The organism is Leifsonia sp. GW821-FHT13C05 (assembly GCF_058806515.1).
Genome location: NZ_JBXAPT010000006.1, coordinates 36,872 through 52,828 on the forward strand (window position 1 = coordinate 36,872; position 15,957 = coordinate 52,828).

15 protein-coding genes are annotated in these 15,957 nt (G+C 69.3%); 9 read left to right on the forward strand and 6 right to left on the reverse strand.

The features are described 5' to 3' along the window. Position 1: 1 nt before the first annotated feature. Positions 2-1,105 carry a LacI family DNA-binding transcriptional regulator gene (locus AC1ROC_RS15685; protein ID WP_493001257.1) on the reverse strand — a complete coding sequence of 368 codons (1,104 nt, stop codon included), beginning with the start codon at positions 1,103-1,105 and terminating at the stop codon, positions 2-4. Positions 1,106-1,187: 82 nt separating this feature from the next. Here AC1ROC_RS15685 and AC1ROC_RS15690 point away from each other — a divergent pair, with 82 nt between their 5' ends. Both AC1ROC_RS15690 and AC1ROC_RS15695 read left to right on the forward strand, forming a co-directional pair. After that, the gene (locus AC1ROC_RS15690) at positions 1,188-1,895 is read left to right on the forward strand and encodes a PhzF family phenazine biosynthesis protein (protein WP_085368679.1); all 708 of its coding nucleotides are present in this window, start codon (positions 1,188-1,190) and stop codon (positions 1,893-1,895) included. Further along, a complete protein-coding gene (locus AC1ROC_RS15695; RefSeq protein WP_493001259.1) occupies positions 1,892-2,797 on the forward strand; it encodes a Vgb family protein in 906 nt (301 codons plus the stop codon). The genes AC1ROC_RS15690 and AC1ROC_RS15695 overlap by 4 nt, the downstream gene beginning before the upstream one ends. Before the next feature lie 85 nt (positions 2,798-2,882). On the opposite strand, the gene AC1ROC_RS15700 is transcribed toward AC1ROC_RS15695, so the two are convergent. From AC1ROC_RS15700 to AC1ROC_RS15715, 4 genes are read right to left on the reverse strand one after another with little or no spacing between them, the layout of a single operon-like run. Further along, the gene (locus AC1ROC_RS15700; protein WP_085368677.1) at positions 2,883-4,376 is read right to left on the reverse strand and encodes a catalase; all 1,494 of its coding nucleotides are present in this window, start codon (positions 4,374-4,376) and stop codon (positions 2,883-2,885) included. Between the two features lie 13 nt (positions 4,377-4,389). After that, the gene (locus tag AC1ROC_RS15705; protein WP_085368676.1) at positions 4,390-4,836 is read right to left on the reverse strand and encodes a Fur family transcriptional regulator; all 447 of its coding nucleotides are present in this window, start codon (positions 4,834-4,836) and stop codon (positions 4,390-4,392) included. A 58-nt stretch (positions 4,837-4,894) separates the two neighbouring features. Continuing rightward, complete coding sequence (locus AC1ROC_RS15710; RefSeq protein ID WP_085368674.1) at positions 4,895-6,634, reverse strand: cation:proton antiporter; 1,740 nt, start codon at positions 6,632-6,634, stop codon at positions 4,895-4,897. Between the two features lie 50 nt (positions 6,635-6,684). Further along, positions 6,685-7,248, reverse strand: a complete 564-nt coding sequence (locus tag AC1ROC_RS15715) for a TetR/AcrR family transcriptional regulator (RefSeq protein ID WP_168688621.1) — start codon at positions 7,246-7,248, stop codon at positions 6,685-6,687. 131 nt (positions 7,249-7,379) lie between these two features. On the opposite strand from AC1ROC_RS15715, the gene AC1ROC_RS15720 reads away from it, so the two are divergent. Continuing rightward, a complete protein-coding gene (locus AC1ROC_RS15720) occupies positions 7,380-8,840 on the forward strand; it encodes an MFS transporter (protein ID WP_493001263.1) in 1,461 nt (486 codons plus the stop codon). A gap of 51 nt (positions 8,841-8,891) precedes the next feature. Next, positions 8,892-9,509 carry a hypothetical protein gene (locus AC1ROC_RS15725; protein WP_168688623.1) on the forward strand — a complete coding sequence of 206 codons (618 nt, stop codon included), beginning with the start codon at positions 8,892-8,894 and terminating at the stop codon, positions 9,507-9,509. Here the strand turns inward: AC1ROC_RS15725 and AC1ROC_RS15730 are convergent. Then, on the reverse strand, positions 9,506-10,189 hold the full coding sequence (locus AC1ROC_RS15730; protein ID WP_168688624.1) for a GntR family transcriptional regulator: 684 nt from the start codon (positions 10,187-10,189) through the stop codon (positions 9,506-9,508). The genes AC1ROC_RS15725 and AC1ROC_RS15730 overlap by 4 nt on opposite strands. Before the next feature lie 256 nt (positions 10,190-10,445). Between AC1ROC_RS15730 and AC1ROC_RS15735 the strand changes: the two genes are divergently transcribed. From AC1ROC_RS15735 to AC1ROC_RS15755, 5 genes are read left to right on the forward strand one after another with little or no spacing between them, the layout of a single operon-like run. Then, positions 10,446-11,720 (forward strand): Gfo/Idh/MocA family protein, encoded by a 1,275-nt coding sequence (locus AC1ROC_RS15735; RefSeq protein WP_493001266.1) that lies wholly within the window; start codon positions 10,446-10,448, stop codon positions 11,718-11,720. Between the two features lie 55 nt (positions 11,721-11,775). After that, a complete protein-coding gene (locus AC1ROC_RS15740; protein WP_493001268.1) occupies positions 11,776-13,020 on the forward strand; it encodes an extracellular solute-binding protein in 1,245 nt (414 codons plus the stop codon). A gap of 58 nt (positions 13,021-13,078) precedes the next feature. Further along, on the forward strand, positions 13,079-14,041 hold the full coding sequence (locus AC1ROC_RS15745) for a carbohydrate ABC transporter permease (RefSeq protein WP_247597281.1): 963 nt from the start codon (positions 13,079-13,081) through the stop codon (positions 14,039-14,041). Continuing rightward, positions 14,038-14,907 (forward strand): carbohydrate ABC transporter permease, encoded by an 870-nt coding sequence (locus AC1ROC_RS15750; RefSeq protein ID WP_493001271.1) that lies wholly within the window; start codon positions 14,038-14,040, stop codon positions 14,905-14,907. The genes AC1ROC_RS15745 and AC1ROC_RS15750 overlap by 4 nt, the downstream gene beginning before the upstream one ends. A gap of 26 nt (positions 14,908-14,933) precedes the next feature. Beyond that, positions 14,934-15,956 (forward strand): NAD-dependent epimerase/dehydratase family protein, encoded by a 1,023-nt coding sequence (locus AC1ROC_RS15755; RefSeq protein ID WP_493001273.1) that lies wholly within the window; start codon positions 14,934-14,936, stop codon positions 15,954-15,956. The last annotated feature ends 1 nt before the right edge of the window (position 15,957 follow it).

Genomic DNA, 15,957 nt, shown 5'->3' on the forward strand with positions numbered 1-15,957 from the left:
GTCAGGCGGGCTCGGAGCTCTCGCGGAGGTAGACCTCGACGGGGAGACGGACGGAGCCCGCAGGGCGCGTGGGGTCGGCGAGCCGCCGCACCAGGAGCTGCACGGCCGCGCGGCCGAGCAGCTCCATCGGCTGCTTCACCGTGGTGAGGCGCGGCGTGGAGAGCCGGCCGGCGTCGATGCCGTCGAAACCGGTCACGATGAGGTCGGCCGGCACCTCCACGCCGCCGATGCGCGCAGCGTCGATGACGCCGAGCGCCATCTGGTCGTTGGCGCACACCACAGCGCGCGGCAGCGTGCCGGAGGCGAGCAGTTCGCGGCCGACCCTGCGGCCGCCGTCGCGGGTGAAGTCGCCGCGGAGCAGCGGGGCGTCCGGCGCAGGCATCCCGCGCTCAGCGAGGGCCGACCGGTAGCCGTCCCAGCGCTCCGCGTCGTCCGGCGAGTCGATGCTTCCCGCGACGTACACGAGATCGTGCACACCGAGATCGTCGACGAGATGGCCGACGAGGGCGCGCATCCCCTCGCTGTTGCTGACGGAGACGTGGTCGAACGTGTCGCCGCCGCGGGCCCCCGCCATCACGACCACCGGGATGCGCCTGGCCAGCTGCGCCAGCTCGTCCTCGCTCGCGCTCCCCGCCAGCACCACCAGCCCGTCGACGCGGCCGGCCATCTCCCTGACCGTCTCGGCCGACGTGGTGCCGCGGCCGACGCCGACGAGCAGCACGAAGCCGTTGCGCCACGCCTCCAGCTCGCTTCCGCGGAGCACTTCGTCGAAGTACAGGTTCAGCGGCCTGGTGTCCGCGACGCCGCCGACATCCCGGATGATCGTGGTGCGGCTGGCGTCGTCGTCCTCGCCGTCGATGGGCACGTCGGAGATGTCGTCCATCGCGTCGAGGCCGGGGAAGAACAGGCCGAGCACCCCCGTCTTGCGGGCGGCGAGTCCACGGGCGGCTCCGCTCGGGACGTAGCCGAGGGCATCCACGGAGGCCTGCACGCGTTCGCGCGTCTCCTGCTTCACGGTGTCCGGGCGGCTGAACACGCGCGACACCGTCGCGATGGACACACCGGCGTGCGTCGCAACATCGTAGACGGTCGGATTCCGGCCCATGTATGCGCTTCCTCACTGCTTCGAGCACCCCCACTATACGCAGGAGCATCCGCACGCGCCGCGTTCGTGGGAGGCTGGCTGCATGGACGAATCGATCGAGGTAGTGGTGGTGCGCGTCTTCACGGACGATCGTGGCGCGAACGGCAACGAGCTGGGCATCGTGCGCAGTTCGACGGCGACGGCCGGGCGGGAGCAGGCGATCGCCTCTGCGCTCGGTTTCAGCGAGACGGTGTTCCTGGATGCGCTGAGCGAGGACGGCGAACTCGGCCGCGTCGCGACCATCCGCATCTTCACCCCGGCCGCCGAGCTGCCGTTCGCCGGTCACCCGAGCGTGGGCACCGCCTGGTGGCTCTCCGAGCAGGGCACGCCGATCACGATGCTGCGCGAGCCCGCCGGGATCGTGGATGTGACGTACGGCTCGGAGGACGAGCCCACCTGGATCACGGCGGAGGCGGAGTGGGCGCCGACGTTCGAGTGGCTGCCGCTGGAGTCCCCGGCCGACGTGGATGCGCTCGACGCGTACGCGTTCACCGAGGGCAAGCACTACGCGTACGCCTGGATCGACGAGTCGGTCGCCCACCTGCGCTCGCGCATGTTCGCCCCGGCGATGGGCATCATCGAGGACGAGGCCACCGGCGCCGCCGCCATCGCACTGACGGCGCGGCTCGGCCGCGACCTGCACATCAGCCAGGGCGAGGGCTCCGAGCTGGTCACCGCCATCGAGGGCGACGACCGCATCGGCGTCGGCGGCCGCACGGTGTACGACCGCACGATCACCGCGACGCTGTGACGGCGGAGGTTTCGGCGGTGCGCGTGATCGAGCATCCGGTCGGCGAGCCGGGCGACGGCCCGTACGGCGTCGCCGTCACCCGCGACGGTGGCGTGTGGTTCACGCTCGTGCACGGCGGCAGGGTGGGGCGGCTGTCCCCGGACGGCACGGTCGCCTACCTGTCGCTCGGCGACGGGTCGCAGCCGTCGCTGCTGGCCGCCGCCACCGAGTCGACGGTGTGGGTGACCGACAGCACGGGCAACCGCCTGGTGCACCTCGGGGTGCGGGATGCGCGCGTCGAGCTGATCGGCGAGGTCGCCGTGCCGACTCCGGATGCTCAGCCGTTCGGCGTGGTCGCGCTCGACGACGGCACGGCCTGGTTCACCGAGCTGGGCGCCGACGCCCTCGGCCGCATCGACATCCTCGGCAGGGTGGAGGAGTTCCCTGTGGGGCGGGAAGGCTCGTTCGTGTCGATGATCGCGACGACGGGGGACAGCCTCTGGTTCACCCTCAACGCCGCCGGGCTGGTCGGCCACGTGCGCGGAGGGGATGCGGCGATCGCGTTCACCGAGCTGCCGGGCGACCCGTCCGGTCCCGTCGGGATCGCGGTCGCCTCGGACGGCGGCGTGTGGGTGGCGCTGATCCTCGGGGACGCGCTGGCGCGCATCCACCGGGGAGAACTGAGCACGGTGCAGCTGGCGCAGGGCGCGAAGCCGCACGCGGTGGCAGCGGACAGCGACGGCGGCGTGTGGGCGACGCTCTGGGGAGCGAACCAGCTCGCGCACGCCACGGCGGCGGGCGACCTGACGCTGCACGACCTGCCGACCGCGGACTCCGAGCCGCACGGCCTGGCCGTCGCACCGGACGGCACGGTGTGGGTCGCGCTCGAATCCGGGGCGCTCGCCGAGGTCGTGCCCTCCTAGTCGCACCGGTCGCAGACGGGAACGGCCCCGGACCGCCGTGGAGGCGATCCGGGGCCGTTCCGGTGGAGGCGCTGGACGCGCTGGACTAGCCGGCGACGCCGACGTACTCGGCGGACTCGTCCGGGGTCGTCCCGCCGTTCTCCAGGTTGGCGCGGAGGGCGGCGCCGAGCGTCGCATCCACGTTGGTCCAGTACTGGATGGCGCGCTCGCGGATCTCGGCGCTCTTCACGCCGCCGACCGCTCCCGTGATGGTCTCGAGGAAGCGCTCCTTGGCCGCGGCGTCGTAGACATCGCGGTAGAGGGTTCCCGCCTGGCCGAAGTCGGAGTCCTCGGCGTGCAGGGTCGCCGCCGAACGCACCAGGGCGCCGTCCGACTCCCACGAGCCCTCACCGGCGCGGTCCGCGTCGGCGACGGGTCCGCCCTTCGAGTTGGGCGCGTACACCGGGGCGGTCGCGGCCTTGAAGCCGTGACGGCCGGCGCCGTCCTGCGAGTAGTTGTGCACCGGAGCGACCGGGGCGTTGACCGGCAGCTCGTTGTAGTTGGTGCCGACGCGGTATCGCTGGGCGTCCGGGTAGGAGAACACGCGCGCCATCAGCATCTTGTCCGGGCTGATGTCGATGCCGGGGACCGTGTTGGCCGGCGAGAACGCCGCCTGCTCGATCTGGGCGAAGAAGTTCTCCGGGTTCTTGTTGAGCGTGTGAACGCCCACCTCGATCAGCGGGTAGTCGCTGTGCGGCCACACCTTGGTGAGGTCGAACGGGTTGAACCGGTAGGTCTTCGCGTCCTCGAACGGCATGACCTGCACGGACACCTTCCACGCGGGGAACTCGCCGCGCTCGATCGCCTCGTAGAGGTCGCGGCGGTAGTAGTCGGCATCCGCACCGGCGATGGCCTCCGCCTCCGCGCCGTGCATCTCCTCGTTGCCCTGCATGGCGTGGAAGTGGTACTTGACCCAGAAGCGCTCACCGGCCGCGTTGATCCACTGGTAGGTGTGCGAGCCGTAGCCGGGCATGTGCCGCCACGAGCGCGGGATGCCGCGGTCGCCCATCAGGTAGGTCACCTGGTGCGCGGACTCGGGGGAGAGGGTCCAGAAGTCCCACTGCATGTCAGCATCCCGCAGCCCGGAGCCCGGCAGACGCTTCTGCGAGTGGATGAAGTCGGGGAACTTGATGCCGTCGCGGATGAAGAACACGGGGGTGTTGTTGCCGACGATGTCGTAGTTGCCCTCGGAGGTGTAGAACTTCACCGAGAAGCCGCGGACGTCGCGCCAGGTGTCCGGGGAGCCCTGCTCGCCGGCGACCGACGAGAACCGCTGCACGGTCTCCGTGGTGGTGCCCGGCTGGAACACGGCGGCCTTGGTGTACTGCGACACGTTCCCGGTGACCACGAAGGTGCCGAACGCTCCGCCGCCCTTGGCGTGGACGATGCGCTCCGGGATGCGCTCCCGGTTGAACTGCGCGAGCTTCTCCACCAGGTAGCGGTCATGCAGCGCGGTGACGCCGTTCTCTCCTGCGGTCAGCGAGTGTGCGTCGCTGCCGACCGGGGTACCGGTCTGGGTGGTCGTGTAGTTCTCCGACATGCAATCTCCTTCGTCACTCGACGCGCGACGGGGCTTTCGCCGCGCGCTCCTGGCAGGACGGGCACAGCCCCCAGAACGTCACCTCGGCCGTGCTCACCGCGAAGCCGGACGCATCCGACGGGGTGAGGCACGGCGCGTGGCCGACGACGCAGTCCACATCGGCGACGGCTCCGCACGAAGTGCAGACGACGTGATGGTGGTTGTCGCCGATGCGCCGCTCGTACAGCGCCGGCGAGCCGGCGGGCTCGATGCGCCGCACGAGTCCGGCTTCGGTCAGGTCGCCCAAAACGTTGTGCACGTTCTGGATCGACGTCCCCGGCAGCGCGTCGAGCACGCTGCGGAAGACCGTATCGGCGTTCGCGTGGGGGTGAGTGGCAAGGGTCCCGAGAACCGCGACGCGGCCCGCCGTGACCCGGAGCCCAGAGGCGCGCAGTGCGCTCTCGAGCTGTGCCGTGTCCATGCGGACGAGCCTAGCCTGTTTTGAATGATTCAAAAAATGTTGGCATTTGCCGCGCGTGTCAGTGCCGCACGTTGCGGGACTGCAGCCTGGTCTCCTCCAGGTCGAGCATCGACTCTGCCTCTTCCAGGATGCGCGAGGGGTATGCGCCGCGCGTCCGCTCTTCGAGCAGCCTGTCGCGTTCGGCGTTGACCACGGCGAGACGCAGGGTGCGGTAGAGCTGGTGCGGGCGGCTGTCTGCCGGGACGTCGTTGATCAGGATGCGCTCCCAGGCCGACTCCGCACGGAGGTAGGAGGACTGGCGCACCCGTTCGACCACCTCGGGGTCGATCGGGTCTGCGACGCCGGCGGCGCCCTCCGGGTCGTCGAGCACCGCGAGGCCGTCGTTGCTGAGGTCGTCGAGCAGGCGGGCGAGCTGCTGGCGGTCCGACTTGGTGTCGATGCCCTCGATCTTGAGCAGGCGGATCAGCCAGGGCAGCGTCCCGCCCTGCACCACGAGGCTGACCACCGCGACCGTGAACGCGATCAGGATGAGCTGGGGCCGGTACGGGATGCTGCCGTCGTCCGGCAGGGACTGCGCAGCGGCCAGGGTGACCACTCCGCGCATCCCTGACCAGCCGAGCACGACACCGCCCCGCCAGTCGATGTCCTCCTGCCTGAGCTGTTCCAGGTCGGCGCGGCGTCGCGCGTACCGGGCTTCGAGGCGCTGCTTGCGGAAGGCTTCGCGCCTGGTGCGCACCGGATGGTCGCGGAAGTAGCTGATCATCAGCCACTCCCGGAAGGTGGCGTTCTCCGCCAGCCGTGCGCGTTGCCGGAGCGCGAGCACGAGGGGACCGATCAGGATGTACCGGATGATCACGAGGGCGAGCGTGGCGAGCAGGCCGATGCCCACCGCATCCCAGACGCTGAGGATCTCGGGGTGCTCGACGTCGGCGACGAGGGTGCGGATCTCGAGGCCGATGAGCAGGAAGACGCCGTTCTCCAGCAGGAACTGGATGGTGCGCCAGTTGATGCGGTCGGTGATCCTGGCCTGGGCGGTGAAGTGCTTCGGCGCTGAGTGGCCGGTGTACAGGCCGGCGATCACCACGGCGAGCACGCCGGAGCCGTGCGCGGCCTCCGTGGGCATGAACGCCGCGAACGGCACGGCGATCGACAGCGCGGTGTCGAGCACGGGGTCGTTCAGCTTGGAGCGCACCCAGACGGAGACGATGCCGGCCACCAGGCCGATCACCAGGGCGACCACCACGGCGTAGAAGAAGTCGAAGACGCCGGCCCACGGGGTCGCCAGCGCGCCGACGGCCGCGGCGATGGCGGTGCGCAGCAGCACGAGGGCCGTCGCGTCGTTGACCAGCCCCTCGCCTTCGAGCACGGTCAGGAGGCGGGGAGGGAGCCCGAGCTTGCGTCCGATCGAGGTCGCGGCCACCGCATCCGGAGGGCTGATGATCGCACCGAGCGCCACGGCGGCGGCCAGGTTGAGGTCGGGCAGCATCGTGTAGAGGAGGAAGCCGGAGGCGAACGCCGTGATAATCACCAGGATCACGGAGAGCCCGGCGATCGGCGCGAGGTTGCGCCGGAAATCGGTGAGCGGCACGCTGATCGCCGCCGCGTAGAGGATGGGCGGCAGCAGCCCGTCGAGGATGATCTCGTGCGGGACCTCGATCTCCGGCACCCCGGGCAGGTAGGAGAGCCCGACACCCACCAGGACCAGGATGATCGGCGCGGCGACGCCGAGCTTCCTCGCGAACGCGGCGACACCGACGATCACCGAGATTGCAATGACCGCGTAGAAGCCGAGTTCCATATATCCAATCCTAGAGGGCTACGTCCGCGGCCGACGGCCCGCGGAGGGGGTCAGCGGGGTCGGAGGCCGTCCATTGCGATGGCGATCACGCGGTCGCGCTGTTCGTCGTCGTCGAACGCGACGCTGGCGATCCCGGAGAGCATGCGGACCACATCCTGGATCTGCGCGTCGTCGCGCATCTCGCCCGCCTGCTTGGCGCGTTCGAGGAGCGGCTCGCCGGCGTCGTACAAGGACGTGCGGCAGGTGAGCAGCACGGGGGAGTCCTTGTTCAGGCCGTCGACCAGGGCCTTCTTGGTGCCGATGTAGCTGACGAACCTGCGCACCCAGGTCTCGACGGCCGCCCACGGTTCGAGGGAGGTGGTGGCCTCCGCCGCGGCGACGACCGCATCCACTTCGTCGACGTAGACGGCCTCCACGAGGGCGTCGCGGGTGGGGAAGTTGCGGTAGAGGGTGCCGATGCCGACCCCGGCCCTGCGCGCGATGTCTTCGAGGGATGCGCTGGTGCCGTTGGCCGCGAACGCCTCACGCGCGGCGGCGAGCAGCGCGTCGAAGTTGCGGCGCGCGTCGGCCCTGAGCGGGCGGTTCGACACGGCGGTCGGGGTGGTGCTGGCCAATTCTCCTCCGGAAGGGTTGCAAAGTGGAGAGGCCCTCCGCTAATGTCTTTAAAGCGGAGGTTGCCTCCGATCGGAGCCAGCCTCCATTCTAGCCGATATCTCGGCACATCCCTCGAGAACGGAAGAACTCAATGTCTCGAACCCGCCCCAGCCTCACTTTCGCCGTCCTGGCGCTGAGCGCAGGCTCCTTCGCCACTCTGCAATCCCTCGTCGTCCCCGTGCTGCCCGTCATCCAGACCGACCTCGGCACCACCACCTCCGGCGTCACCTGGACGATGACCGCCTGGCTCATCTCCGCCGCCGTCGCCACCCCGCTGCTCGGCCGGGTGGGAGACATGGTCGGCAAGCGCCGCATCCTCGTCCTCGCCCTCCTGGCCGTCGCGCTCGGCAGCGTGGTCGCCGCCGTCGCGCCGACTATCGGCGTGCTGATCGGCGCCCGCATCATCCAGGGCCTCGGCGGCGCCATGTTCCCGCTCGCCTTCGGCATCATCCGCGACGAGTTCCCCGCACACCGGCTGCCGTCCGCCATCGGCGCGATCGCCTCCATCATCGCCATCGGCAGCGGGCTCGGCACCGTCCTCGCCGGGCCGCTCGCCGACGTCCTGAGCTGGCGCGGGCTGTTCCTGGTCCCCGCGGTGTTCACCGTCGCGGGCGCCGTGCTCGCCATGCTGTTCATCCCCGAATCGCCCACCCGCGCGGCAGGAGGGGTCAACCCGTGGTCGGCCGTGCTGCTGTCCGGCTGGCTCGTCGCCCTCCTGCTCCCACTCAGCACGGGAGCGCAGTGGGGCTGGGGGTCGCCGGCCGTGATCGGCCTGCTCGTGCTCGCCGCCGTGCTGCTCGCCGCCTGGATCCTCGTGGAGCTGCGCTCCCGCACGCCGCTGGTCGACATGCGCCTGATGCGCGAGCACGGGGTGTGGACGATGAACGCGGCAGCCGTCTTCGTCGGTGCATCGATGTTCGCGGTGTTCGCCTTCTTCCCGCGCTTCGTGCAGACGCCGGTCTCGACCGGGTACGGGCTCGGCGCATCCGTCGCCGAATCCGGGATGCTCATGCTCCCGATGCTCGTCACGATGGCCGTCACCGGTTTCCTCAGCGGACCGCTCGCCCGGTGGGTGGGCTTCCGCGCCCAGATCGTGATCGCCGCCGGGCTGATGGCCGTGGCCGCGGTGTCGCTCGGCCTGTTCCACAGCAGCCTGGCCGAGGTGGCGGTCGCATCCGGAGTGTTCGGCATCGGACTCGGGCTCGTCTACGCGGCGATCACCAGCGTGGTCGTGCAGAGCGTCCCTGCGACCCAGACCGGGGTGGCCAGCGGGATGAATGCCAACCTGCGAACGGTCGGCTCCGCCATCGGCGCTGCCGTGATGACCGCGCTGGTCACCGGGTCGACGGCGGCGGACGGACTGCCGACCGAGGCCGGGTACAGCGACGGCTTCGTCGTGGCCGGGCTGCTGTCCGCCGGGGCGCTCGTGGTGACCGTGGTGGCGATCGTGCTGATGCGGGCATCGCGGATCGCGGCGGCGGCTGACGATCACGCGGCTGTTCCCGTGCCGATCGCCGGGGAGCCGGAGCAGGAGCTCGTCCCGGCGGCCTGACGCCGGTCGCGCGTCCGGTGCCACACTGGATGCAGCGATAAAGGGGGTTCGATGGGCATCTTCCGCCGGGGCCGCCGGGTGGACATGCGGCCGTTCGATGCGGCAGCCATCGAATCGCCGCGGCCCACCACCCTGGAGCACGCGCTCGAGGAGGGGCTGCTCATCGCCGACTACGCGGTGCGCATGGCCGTCCGCAACCGGATGATGACCGAACTCCTCACCACCGACCGCGCCTTCGACGCCGAGCACTACCGCGAGGTCGCAGCGGAGGCCGTGCTGCGGCTGGCGGAGGAGGCGGACGCCTCCGAGGCCAGGATCGTGCGCGAGCAGGCGTGGGCGGAGGTGCAGGACGGCCGTGCGGAGCACACCCACGACTACCGCACGGCGGACTCGCTCAACCTCCGCAGACGCGAGGCCCTCGCGAAGGCGACGGCGCGGGCCCTCCGCTCACGCGCAGCGGACCCCGACTACCTCGCAGACATCGTCGAGCACTCCCGCCAGGACGCCTGGCGGGAGTTGTCGTCTGTGGTGGAGGAGACGGTGCGCGTGCAGTCGGTCGGCGGCGACGAGCGTGGGCGGCAGCAGCGGATGGATGCGCTGCGCTCCGACATCGAGGCGCTGCGGAAGTCGCGCACGGCGCGCAAGCGGCGCCGGCCGGCCCACGGCTAGCTCGCCGGATTTCCCTCGTCGTCCACCACGCTCGTCGTGATGCGTCGCGCGGCGATCTCGACGTGGTCGGCCATCGCCTGGGCTGCACGGTCGGTGTCGCCGCTCGCCAGCGCATCCACGAGGGCGTCGTGCGAGCGGGCGTGGGCCACGAGCTCGTCGGGGGCGAGGCTGGCGTTCGCCGCGCGGAGGAACCCGTTGATCCTGCTGCGGAGCTGGGAGGCGATGGTGAGGAGCGTGCGGTTGTCCGCCATCTCCCAGAGAGTCTCGTGGAAGCGGCGGTCGAGGGCGAACATCGTGTCGATGTTCTTGCGCTCCGCGGCGGCGACCATCGAGTCGACGACCTTGCGCAGCTGCGCTTCCGTCTTCGGGGTCCAGGTCTGCTGCACGCGCTGGGCGACGTACTGTTCGAGCACGATGCGGAGGCTGGAGATCTCGGCGAGCTCCTTGTCGGTGAGCAGCGCGACGCGGGCTCCCCGGCGGGGCGTCCGTTCGATCAGTCCCTCCTCGGCGAGCTTCGCGAGGGCTTCCCTGACCGGGATGTGGCTGACGCCGAGCCGGTCGGCCAGTTTGCGTTCGACCAGTCTCTCGCCGGGTTCGAACGTGCCGTTCTGAATGGCCTCGCGCAGTTCGTCGGCCACCTTCGCCGAGATGTTCCTGTCGGAAACGCTCCCGAGTGTCATCGTTCTCCTCCGTTGGCGGACGCCGGCCGACGGCCTGTTCCTGCGAACCACCGTGATTATGCTTTGCTACAAGCTATAGGACGCGAGGATGGATTCGCGCCATCTCTCTCTGCGCCTTCTCAATGTTTCGAGCGGGTAAATCTTGCTTCCCGACCTTTCATTTGCTACATGCTATAGCAATAATGCTATCGTGGGAGCGTTCGACGGCGAACCCTCCCGGGCACAGCCGCAGCGATGAAGAGAAGGCCTAGGAGCGATGGAAAACACCCCAGAGAGCACACGATCGGTGCGCATCGCACTGATCGGCGCCGGCAACAGGGGGCAGTCGTACACGCGCTGGATCCACGCCAACCCCGAGAGGGCGCAGCTCGTCGCCGTCGCAGACCCGCGGGCGTTCCAGCGCGAGCTCGTCTCGCAGGGGGACGAGGGCATCCGGCAGTTCGACGACTGGCGTGAGCTGCTCGCCCTGCCGGAGCGGATCGCGGACGCGGTCATCATCGCCACCCAGGACAGGCAGCACGTCGAACCGGCCATCGCCTGCGCCGAGCGCGGTTACGCGATCCTGATGGAGAAGCCGCTCGCCCCCACCGAGGAGGAGAGCAGGCGCATCGTCGATGCCGTCGATGCGAGCGGAGTGCTGTTCGGCGTCTGTCACGTGATGCGGTACATGCCGTACACCGATCTGGTGAAGAGCATCGTGGACACCGGGGTGCTCGGGGACATCATCAACGTGCAGCACCTCGAGCCCGTCGGCTGGTGGCACATGGCCCACTCGTACGTGCGCGGACCGTGGCGCAGGGAGGACCTGGCGGCCCCGATGCTGCTGGCGAAGTCCAGCCACGACCTCGACTGGATCAGGTACGTCACCGGCAAGCGCATCGCCGGTGTCGCGAGCTTCGGCTCCCGCCATCACTTCCGCCACGAGAACCGTCCGGCGGAAGCCGCGGACCGGTGCCTCGACTGCCCGCTCCAGAACAGCTGCCCGTACGCGGCGCAGAAGCTCTACCTCCCGGTCGTGCGCGACGAGGGAGCGGTCTGGCCGGTCACCGTCATCACCGACGACGCGACGGAGGCCGGAGTGATCGAGGCACTCAGGACCGGTCCATACGGCGTCTGCGTCTACGCCGCGGACAACACGGTCGTCGACAACCAGGTCGTCGCCCTGCAGTTCGAGGACGGAACAGCCGGCACCTTCGTCATGACCGCGTTCAGTGAGCAGGAGCACAGGAAGACCCAGCTCTTCGGCTCGCACGGGATGCTCGACGGCGACGGGGAGCGGGTCACCGTCACAGACTTCCGCACCGGAGAGTCCGCCGTCTACGAGACGGCGCCGACGGGTGCGGCCAACGCCGGGGGAGACCACGGCGGAGGAGACGGCGGCGTCATGAACGCCTTCGTCGCAGCGGTCGCCACCGGCGACCCGTCGTACATCCGGTCAGGACCGCGCGAGTCGCTCGACAGCCATCTCGCCGTCTTCGCCGCAGAGCGGTCACGGCACCACGGCACCGTGGAGTCCGTTCCCCGAGCCTGACAGCGTTCCACCCCACCCGAGCGACATCCGTGTCGCGCCACCGAGAAGGAGCAGCATGCGGTACAAGAAAATGATCACGGCGACCGCCGTGGCAGCGACGGCAGCGATCGCTCTGGCGGGCTGCAGCGGAGGGTCCGGCGAGTCCGACACCTCCAAGAAGACCGTCACGATGTGGATCTACCCGGTCATCGCCGACGAGAAGGCGCACAAGACCTTCTGGGACTCGACGATCAAGGCGTTCGAGGCCGAGCACAAGAACATCACCGTCACGTACGAGATCTACCCCTGGGCCAACCGCGACGAGTCACTGGCGACAGCGATCGCGGCAGGCAAGGGGCCCGACCTGGTGTACCTCATCCCGGATCAGCTCTCCACGTACCAGAAGTCGATCGAGCCGATGGATGCGTACCTTCCCTCCGCACAGAAGAAGGACATCCTCGACAACGTCACGAAGTCGATCACCATCGACGGCAAGCTGATGGGGGCGCCGATCCTCACCAGTGCCAACGCGCTGATGTGCGACGCCAAGGCGTTCGACGCCGCAGGCATCACGGAGTACCCCAAGACCTGGGACGACCTCGAAGCCCTCGCCCCGAAGTTCAAGGAGAAGGGCATCTACGTCACCAACTACTTCGGCTCGCCGGATGTGACCCTCAACATGACCTTCTACCCGCTGCTCTGGCAGGCGGGAGGCTCCGTCTACAACAAGGACGGAAGCAAGGTCGCCTTCGACAGCGCGGCGGGCGAGAAGGCGCTCAGCCTGATCTCCGGCTTCGCCAAGGACGGCTACATCGAGAAGGACCTCATCTCCACGATGCCGAGCCTCGAGCAGACCGCGCTGGCGAGCAACAAGGTCGCGTGCACCTGGCAGTCCGGCCCGGCGGACGTCACCTCGTTCTGGGGTGAGGACGCGATCAAGATCCTCCCGCCGCTCACAGACAAGGAGTCCGTCTCCTACGGCACCGTCGGCTCCCTGGCGATGCTGAAGGGCGCGACGTCGAAGGATGCAGCCGGCGAGTTCGCCGCGTACGCGACCGACGCGGAGAACTCCAAGAAGTTCGACCTGGCGTCCAACTTCTTCTCCCCGCTGAAGTCGACCGGCGAGCTCTACGCCGACGACCCCATCCAGAGCGCCATCGAGAAGACCATCCCGACCAGCAGGGTCGGCGAACTGCAGCCGAGTGCTCGCGCGGTGATGGGTGTTCTCGCACCGGAGATCCAGGCGGCGCTGCTCGGCACCAAGACGCCGAAGCAGGCGCTGAAGGATGCGGCAGCCGCCGCCCAGCCGCTCATCAAGTAACAAGCCCTTTGCTCGGGGCGGGGAGCGATCCCCGCCCCGAGAAGGAGGAGGAATCCCCGTGACAACGACCAGACCGGCCCCGGCGGCGTCCAGACCGCCGGAGCAGCGCGAGCAGCGTGAGCAGCGCAGAGACGCCGGGCGACCGCCCGGCCTGACCAAGCGCATCCTGGCCAGGCGTGAGGCCCGCATCGGTCTCTTCTTCGTGCTTCCCGCGTTCCTGCTGTTCCTGGCGTTCCGCTTCGGACCGGCGCTGGCCGGCGTCGGCCTGAGCTTCTTCGACTACGACATCTCCGGAGAACTCGACTGGAAGGGCGTCGGCAACTTCCAGCGGATGTTCGCCGACCCGGTGTTCTGGCAGGCGCTGCGGGTCACGCTGATCTACTCCGTGCTGGCCGTGCCGATCTCGGTGGCCCTGTCGATCGCGATGGCGCTCGGTGTTCGCAGGGCGTTCCGCGGCTCGCGGATCTTCCGCTCGGTCTTCTTCCTCCCGGTGATCACCTCGCTGGTGCTCGCGGGAGCCATCTTCAAGTGGATCTTCTCCAGCGACGGCCCGTGGTCGACGCTGATGACGCCGCTCGGTCTGGGCGGCTCGTGGCTGAACTCGACCGTCCTGGTCATCCCCGCGCTGGTGATCGTGGGCGTGTGGTCCCGGTTCGGCTACGGGATGCTCATCGTCATCGCCGCGCTCCAGGACGTGCCGAGAGAGCTGGAGGAGGCGGCGCTGATGGACGGGGCGAGCGCGTGGGCGCGGTTCAGGTTCATCGTGCTCCCGTACCTCAAGCCGACCGTGTTCTTCCTCGCCGTCATCGAGACGACGGCGTCGTTCCAGGTGTTCGACCTGGTCTACGTGATGACCCAGGGCGGCCCGGCGCACGGCAGCTACTCGCTCGTCTACATGCTCTACGACCAGGGCTTCAAGTACACCGACTACGGGTACGCCGCCGCCATCGGCGTCGCCCTGTTCGTCATGACACTCGTCGTCGCGCTCATCCAGCGCCGCGTGATCGGGAGGCAGAAATGACCGCCGCGACCCAGCGCATCCCGCGCAGCAGGCGTGCGTACCGGGCGCTCGAGCCGAGCAGGATGGGCCTCGTCGTCCGCTACATCTGGCTGACCATCGCGGCCGTCGTGTGCTTCTTCCCGTTCTACGCGATGGTGATCCTCAGCCTGAAGCCCGGCCTGGCCGTCGACTTCCCCGCGAGCCTGATGCCGTGGAACCTGTCCACCGCGTCGTACGAACAGGTGCTCGGCGGGCAGAACATCCTGGTCTGGGTGGGCAACACGCTGATCTACGCCCTGGTCAGCGTCGTCGCTGTGCTGCTGCTGTCCGCGATGGCGGGCTACGCGTTCGCGAAGAAGCGGTTCCGCGGCAAGGAGACGATGTTCTGGTCGTTCCTCGCGATGGTGATGGTGCCGTTCCACGTGACCCTCATCCCCACGTTCATCGTGCTGGCGAAGCTGGGCGGCGTCGACACGTACTGGGGTCTGATCCTGCCGACGCTCGCGAACGCGCAGGCGGTGTTCCTGATGCGCCAGTTCATCCAGGGCCTCCCGGACGAGCTGTTCGAGGCGGCGAGGATCGACGGAGCGGGCGAGTTCCGGATCTTCCTCACGATCGTGCTCCCGCTCTGCAAACCGGTGCTCGCCACCCTCGGCGTCTTCATCTTCCTCTGGCACTGGAACGACTTCCTCTGGCCGCTGATCATGGCCAAGAGCTCCGACATGTGGACGCTCACCGTCGGCGTCGCGTCGCTGCAGCAGCAGAACGTGCCGCTCAGCGTGATGCTCGCCGGTTCGGTCGTCGCGCTCGTCCCCATTTTCTTCGCCTATGCCGTGGCTCAGCGCTACGTGCAGGAAGGCGTCACATCGGCGGGCATCAAGGGATGACCGGCCGTCCAGCAGGAAAGGCAGCCATGTTCACCTCAGAGATCGAGCTCGAAGACGCCCTCGCCACCCCGCGCCCCGAGCTGGTCGCCGACCTGGCGGAGTCGTCCGGCGACATCGTCATCCTCGGCGCCGGCGGCAAGATGGGCCCGAGCCTGTCCAGGCTCGCCCGCAACGCCCTCGACCAGGCCGGCCGCTCGTCCGACATCGTCTACGCCGTCTCCCGGTTCTCGAACCAGGAGGCGCGCAGCGGCCTGGAGGAGAAGGGCGTGACGACCGTGCCGTTCGACCTGCTCTCCGACGACGACTTCGCCACGCTGCCGGATGCGCAGAACGTGGTGTTCATGGTCGGCGCGAAGTTCGGGGCGGCGACCAACGCATCCTGGGCGTGGGAGGTCAACGCCGCGCTTCCCGACCGGGTGGCCAGGCGGTACAGGGACAGCGCGATCACCGCGATGTCCACCGGCAACGTCTACCCGTTCGTCTCGCCGGCGAGCGGAGGGTCGGTCGAGACCGATACGCCCGCTCCCGTCGGCGAGTACGCCATGTCGTGCCTCGGCAGGGAGCGCGTGTTCGAGTTCGCCGCGCTCACCCGCGCGACGCCGGTCTCCGTCGTGCGGCTCAACTACGCCATCGACCTCCGCTACGGGGTGCTGGCGGACATCGCGTCGACCGTGCTCGCCGGAGAGCCGGTGTCGCTGACGACGGGAACGGCGAACGTGGTGTGGCAGGGCTACGCCAACGAGGTGGTCCTCCGGTCGATGCGGCACGCCAGCGAGTCGGTCTTCACCGTCAACCTGACCGGGCCGGAGCAGCTCTCCGTGCGGGCGGTCGCGCAGCGCTTCGGGGAGCTGTTCGACCGCGAGGTGCAGTTCGACGGCACGGAGGCGCCGACGGCGCTGCTCAACAACGCCGGCCGGTGCTTCGAGCTGTTCGGCTACCCGTCCGTTCCGGCCGGCACGCTCGTGGAGTGGCAGGCGGACTGGCTCTCCCGCGGGCTCCCCACTTCCGGCAAACCCACGAAGTGGGCCGTCAGGGACGGGAGGTTCTGAC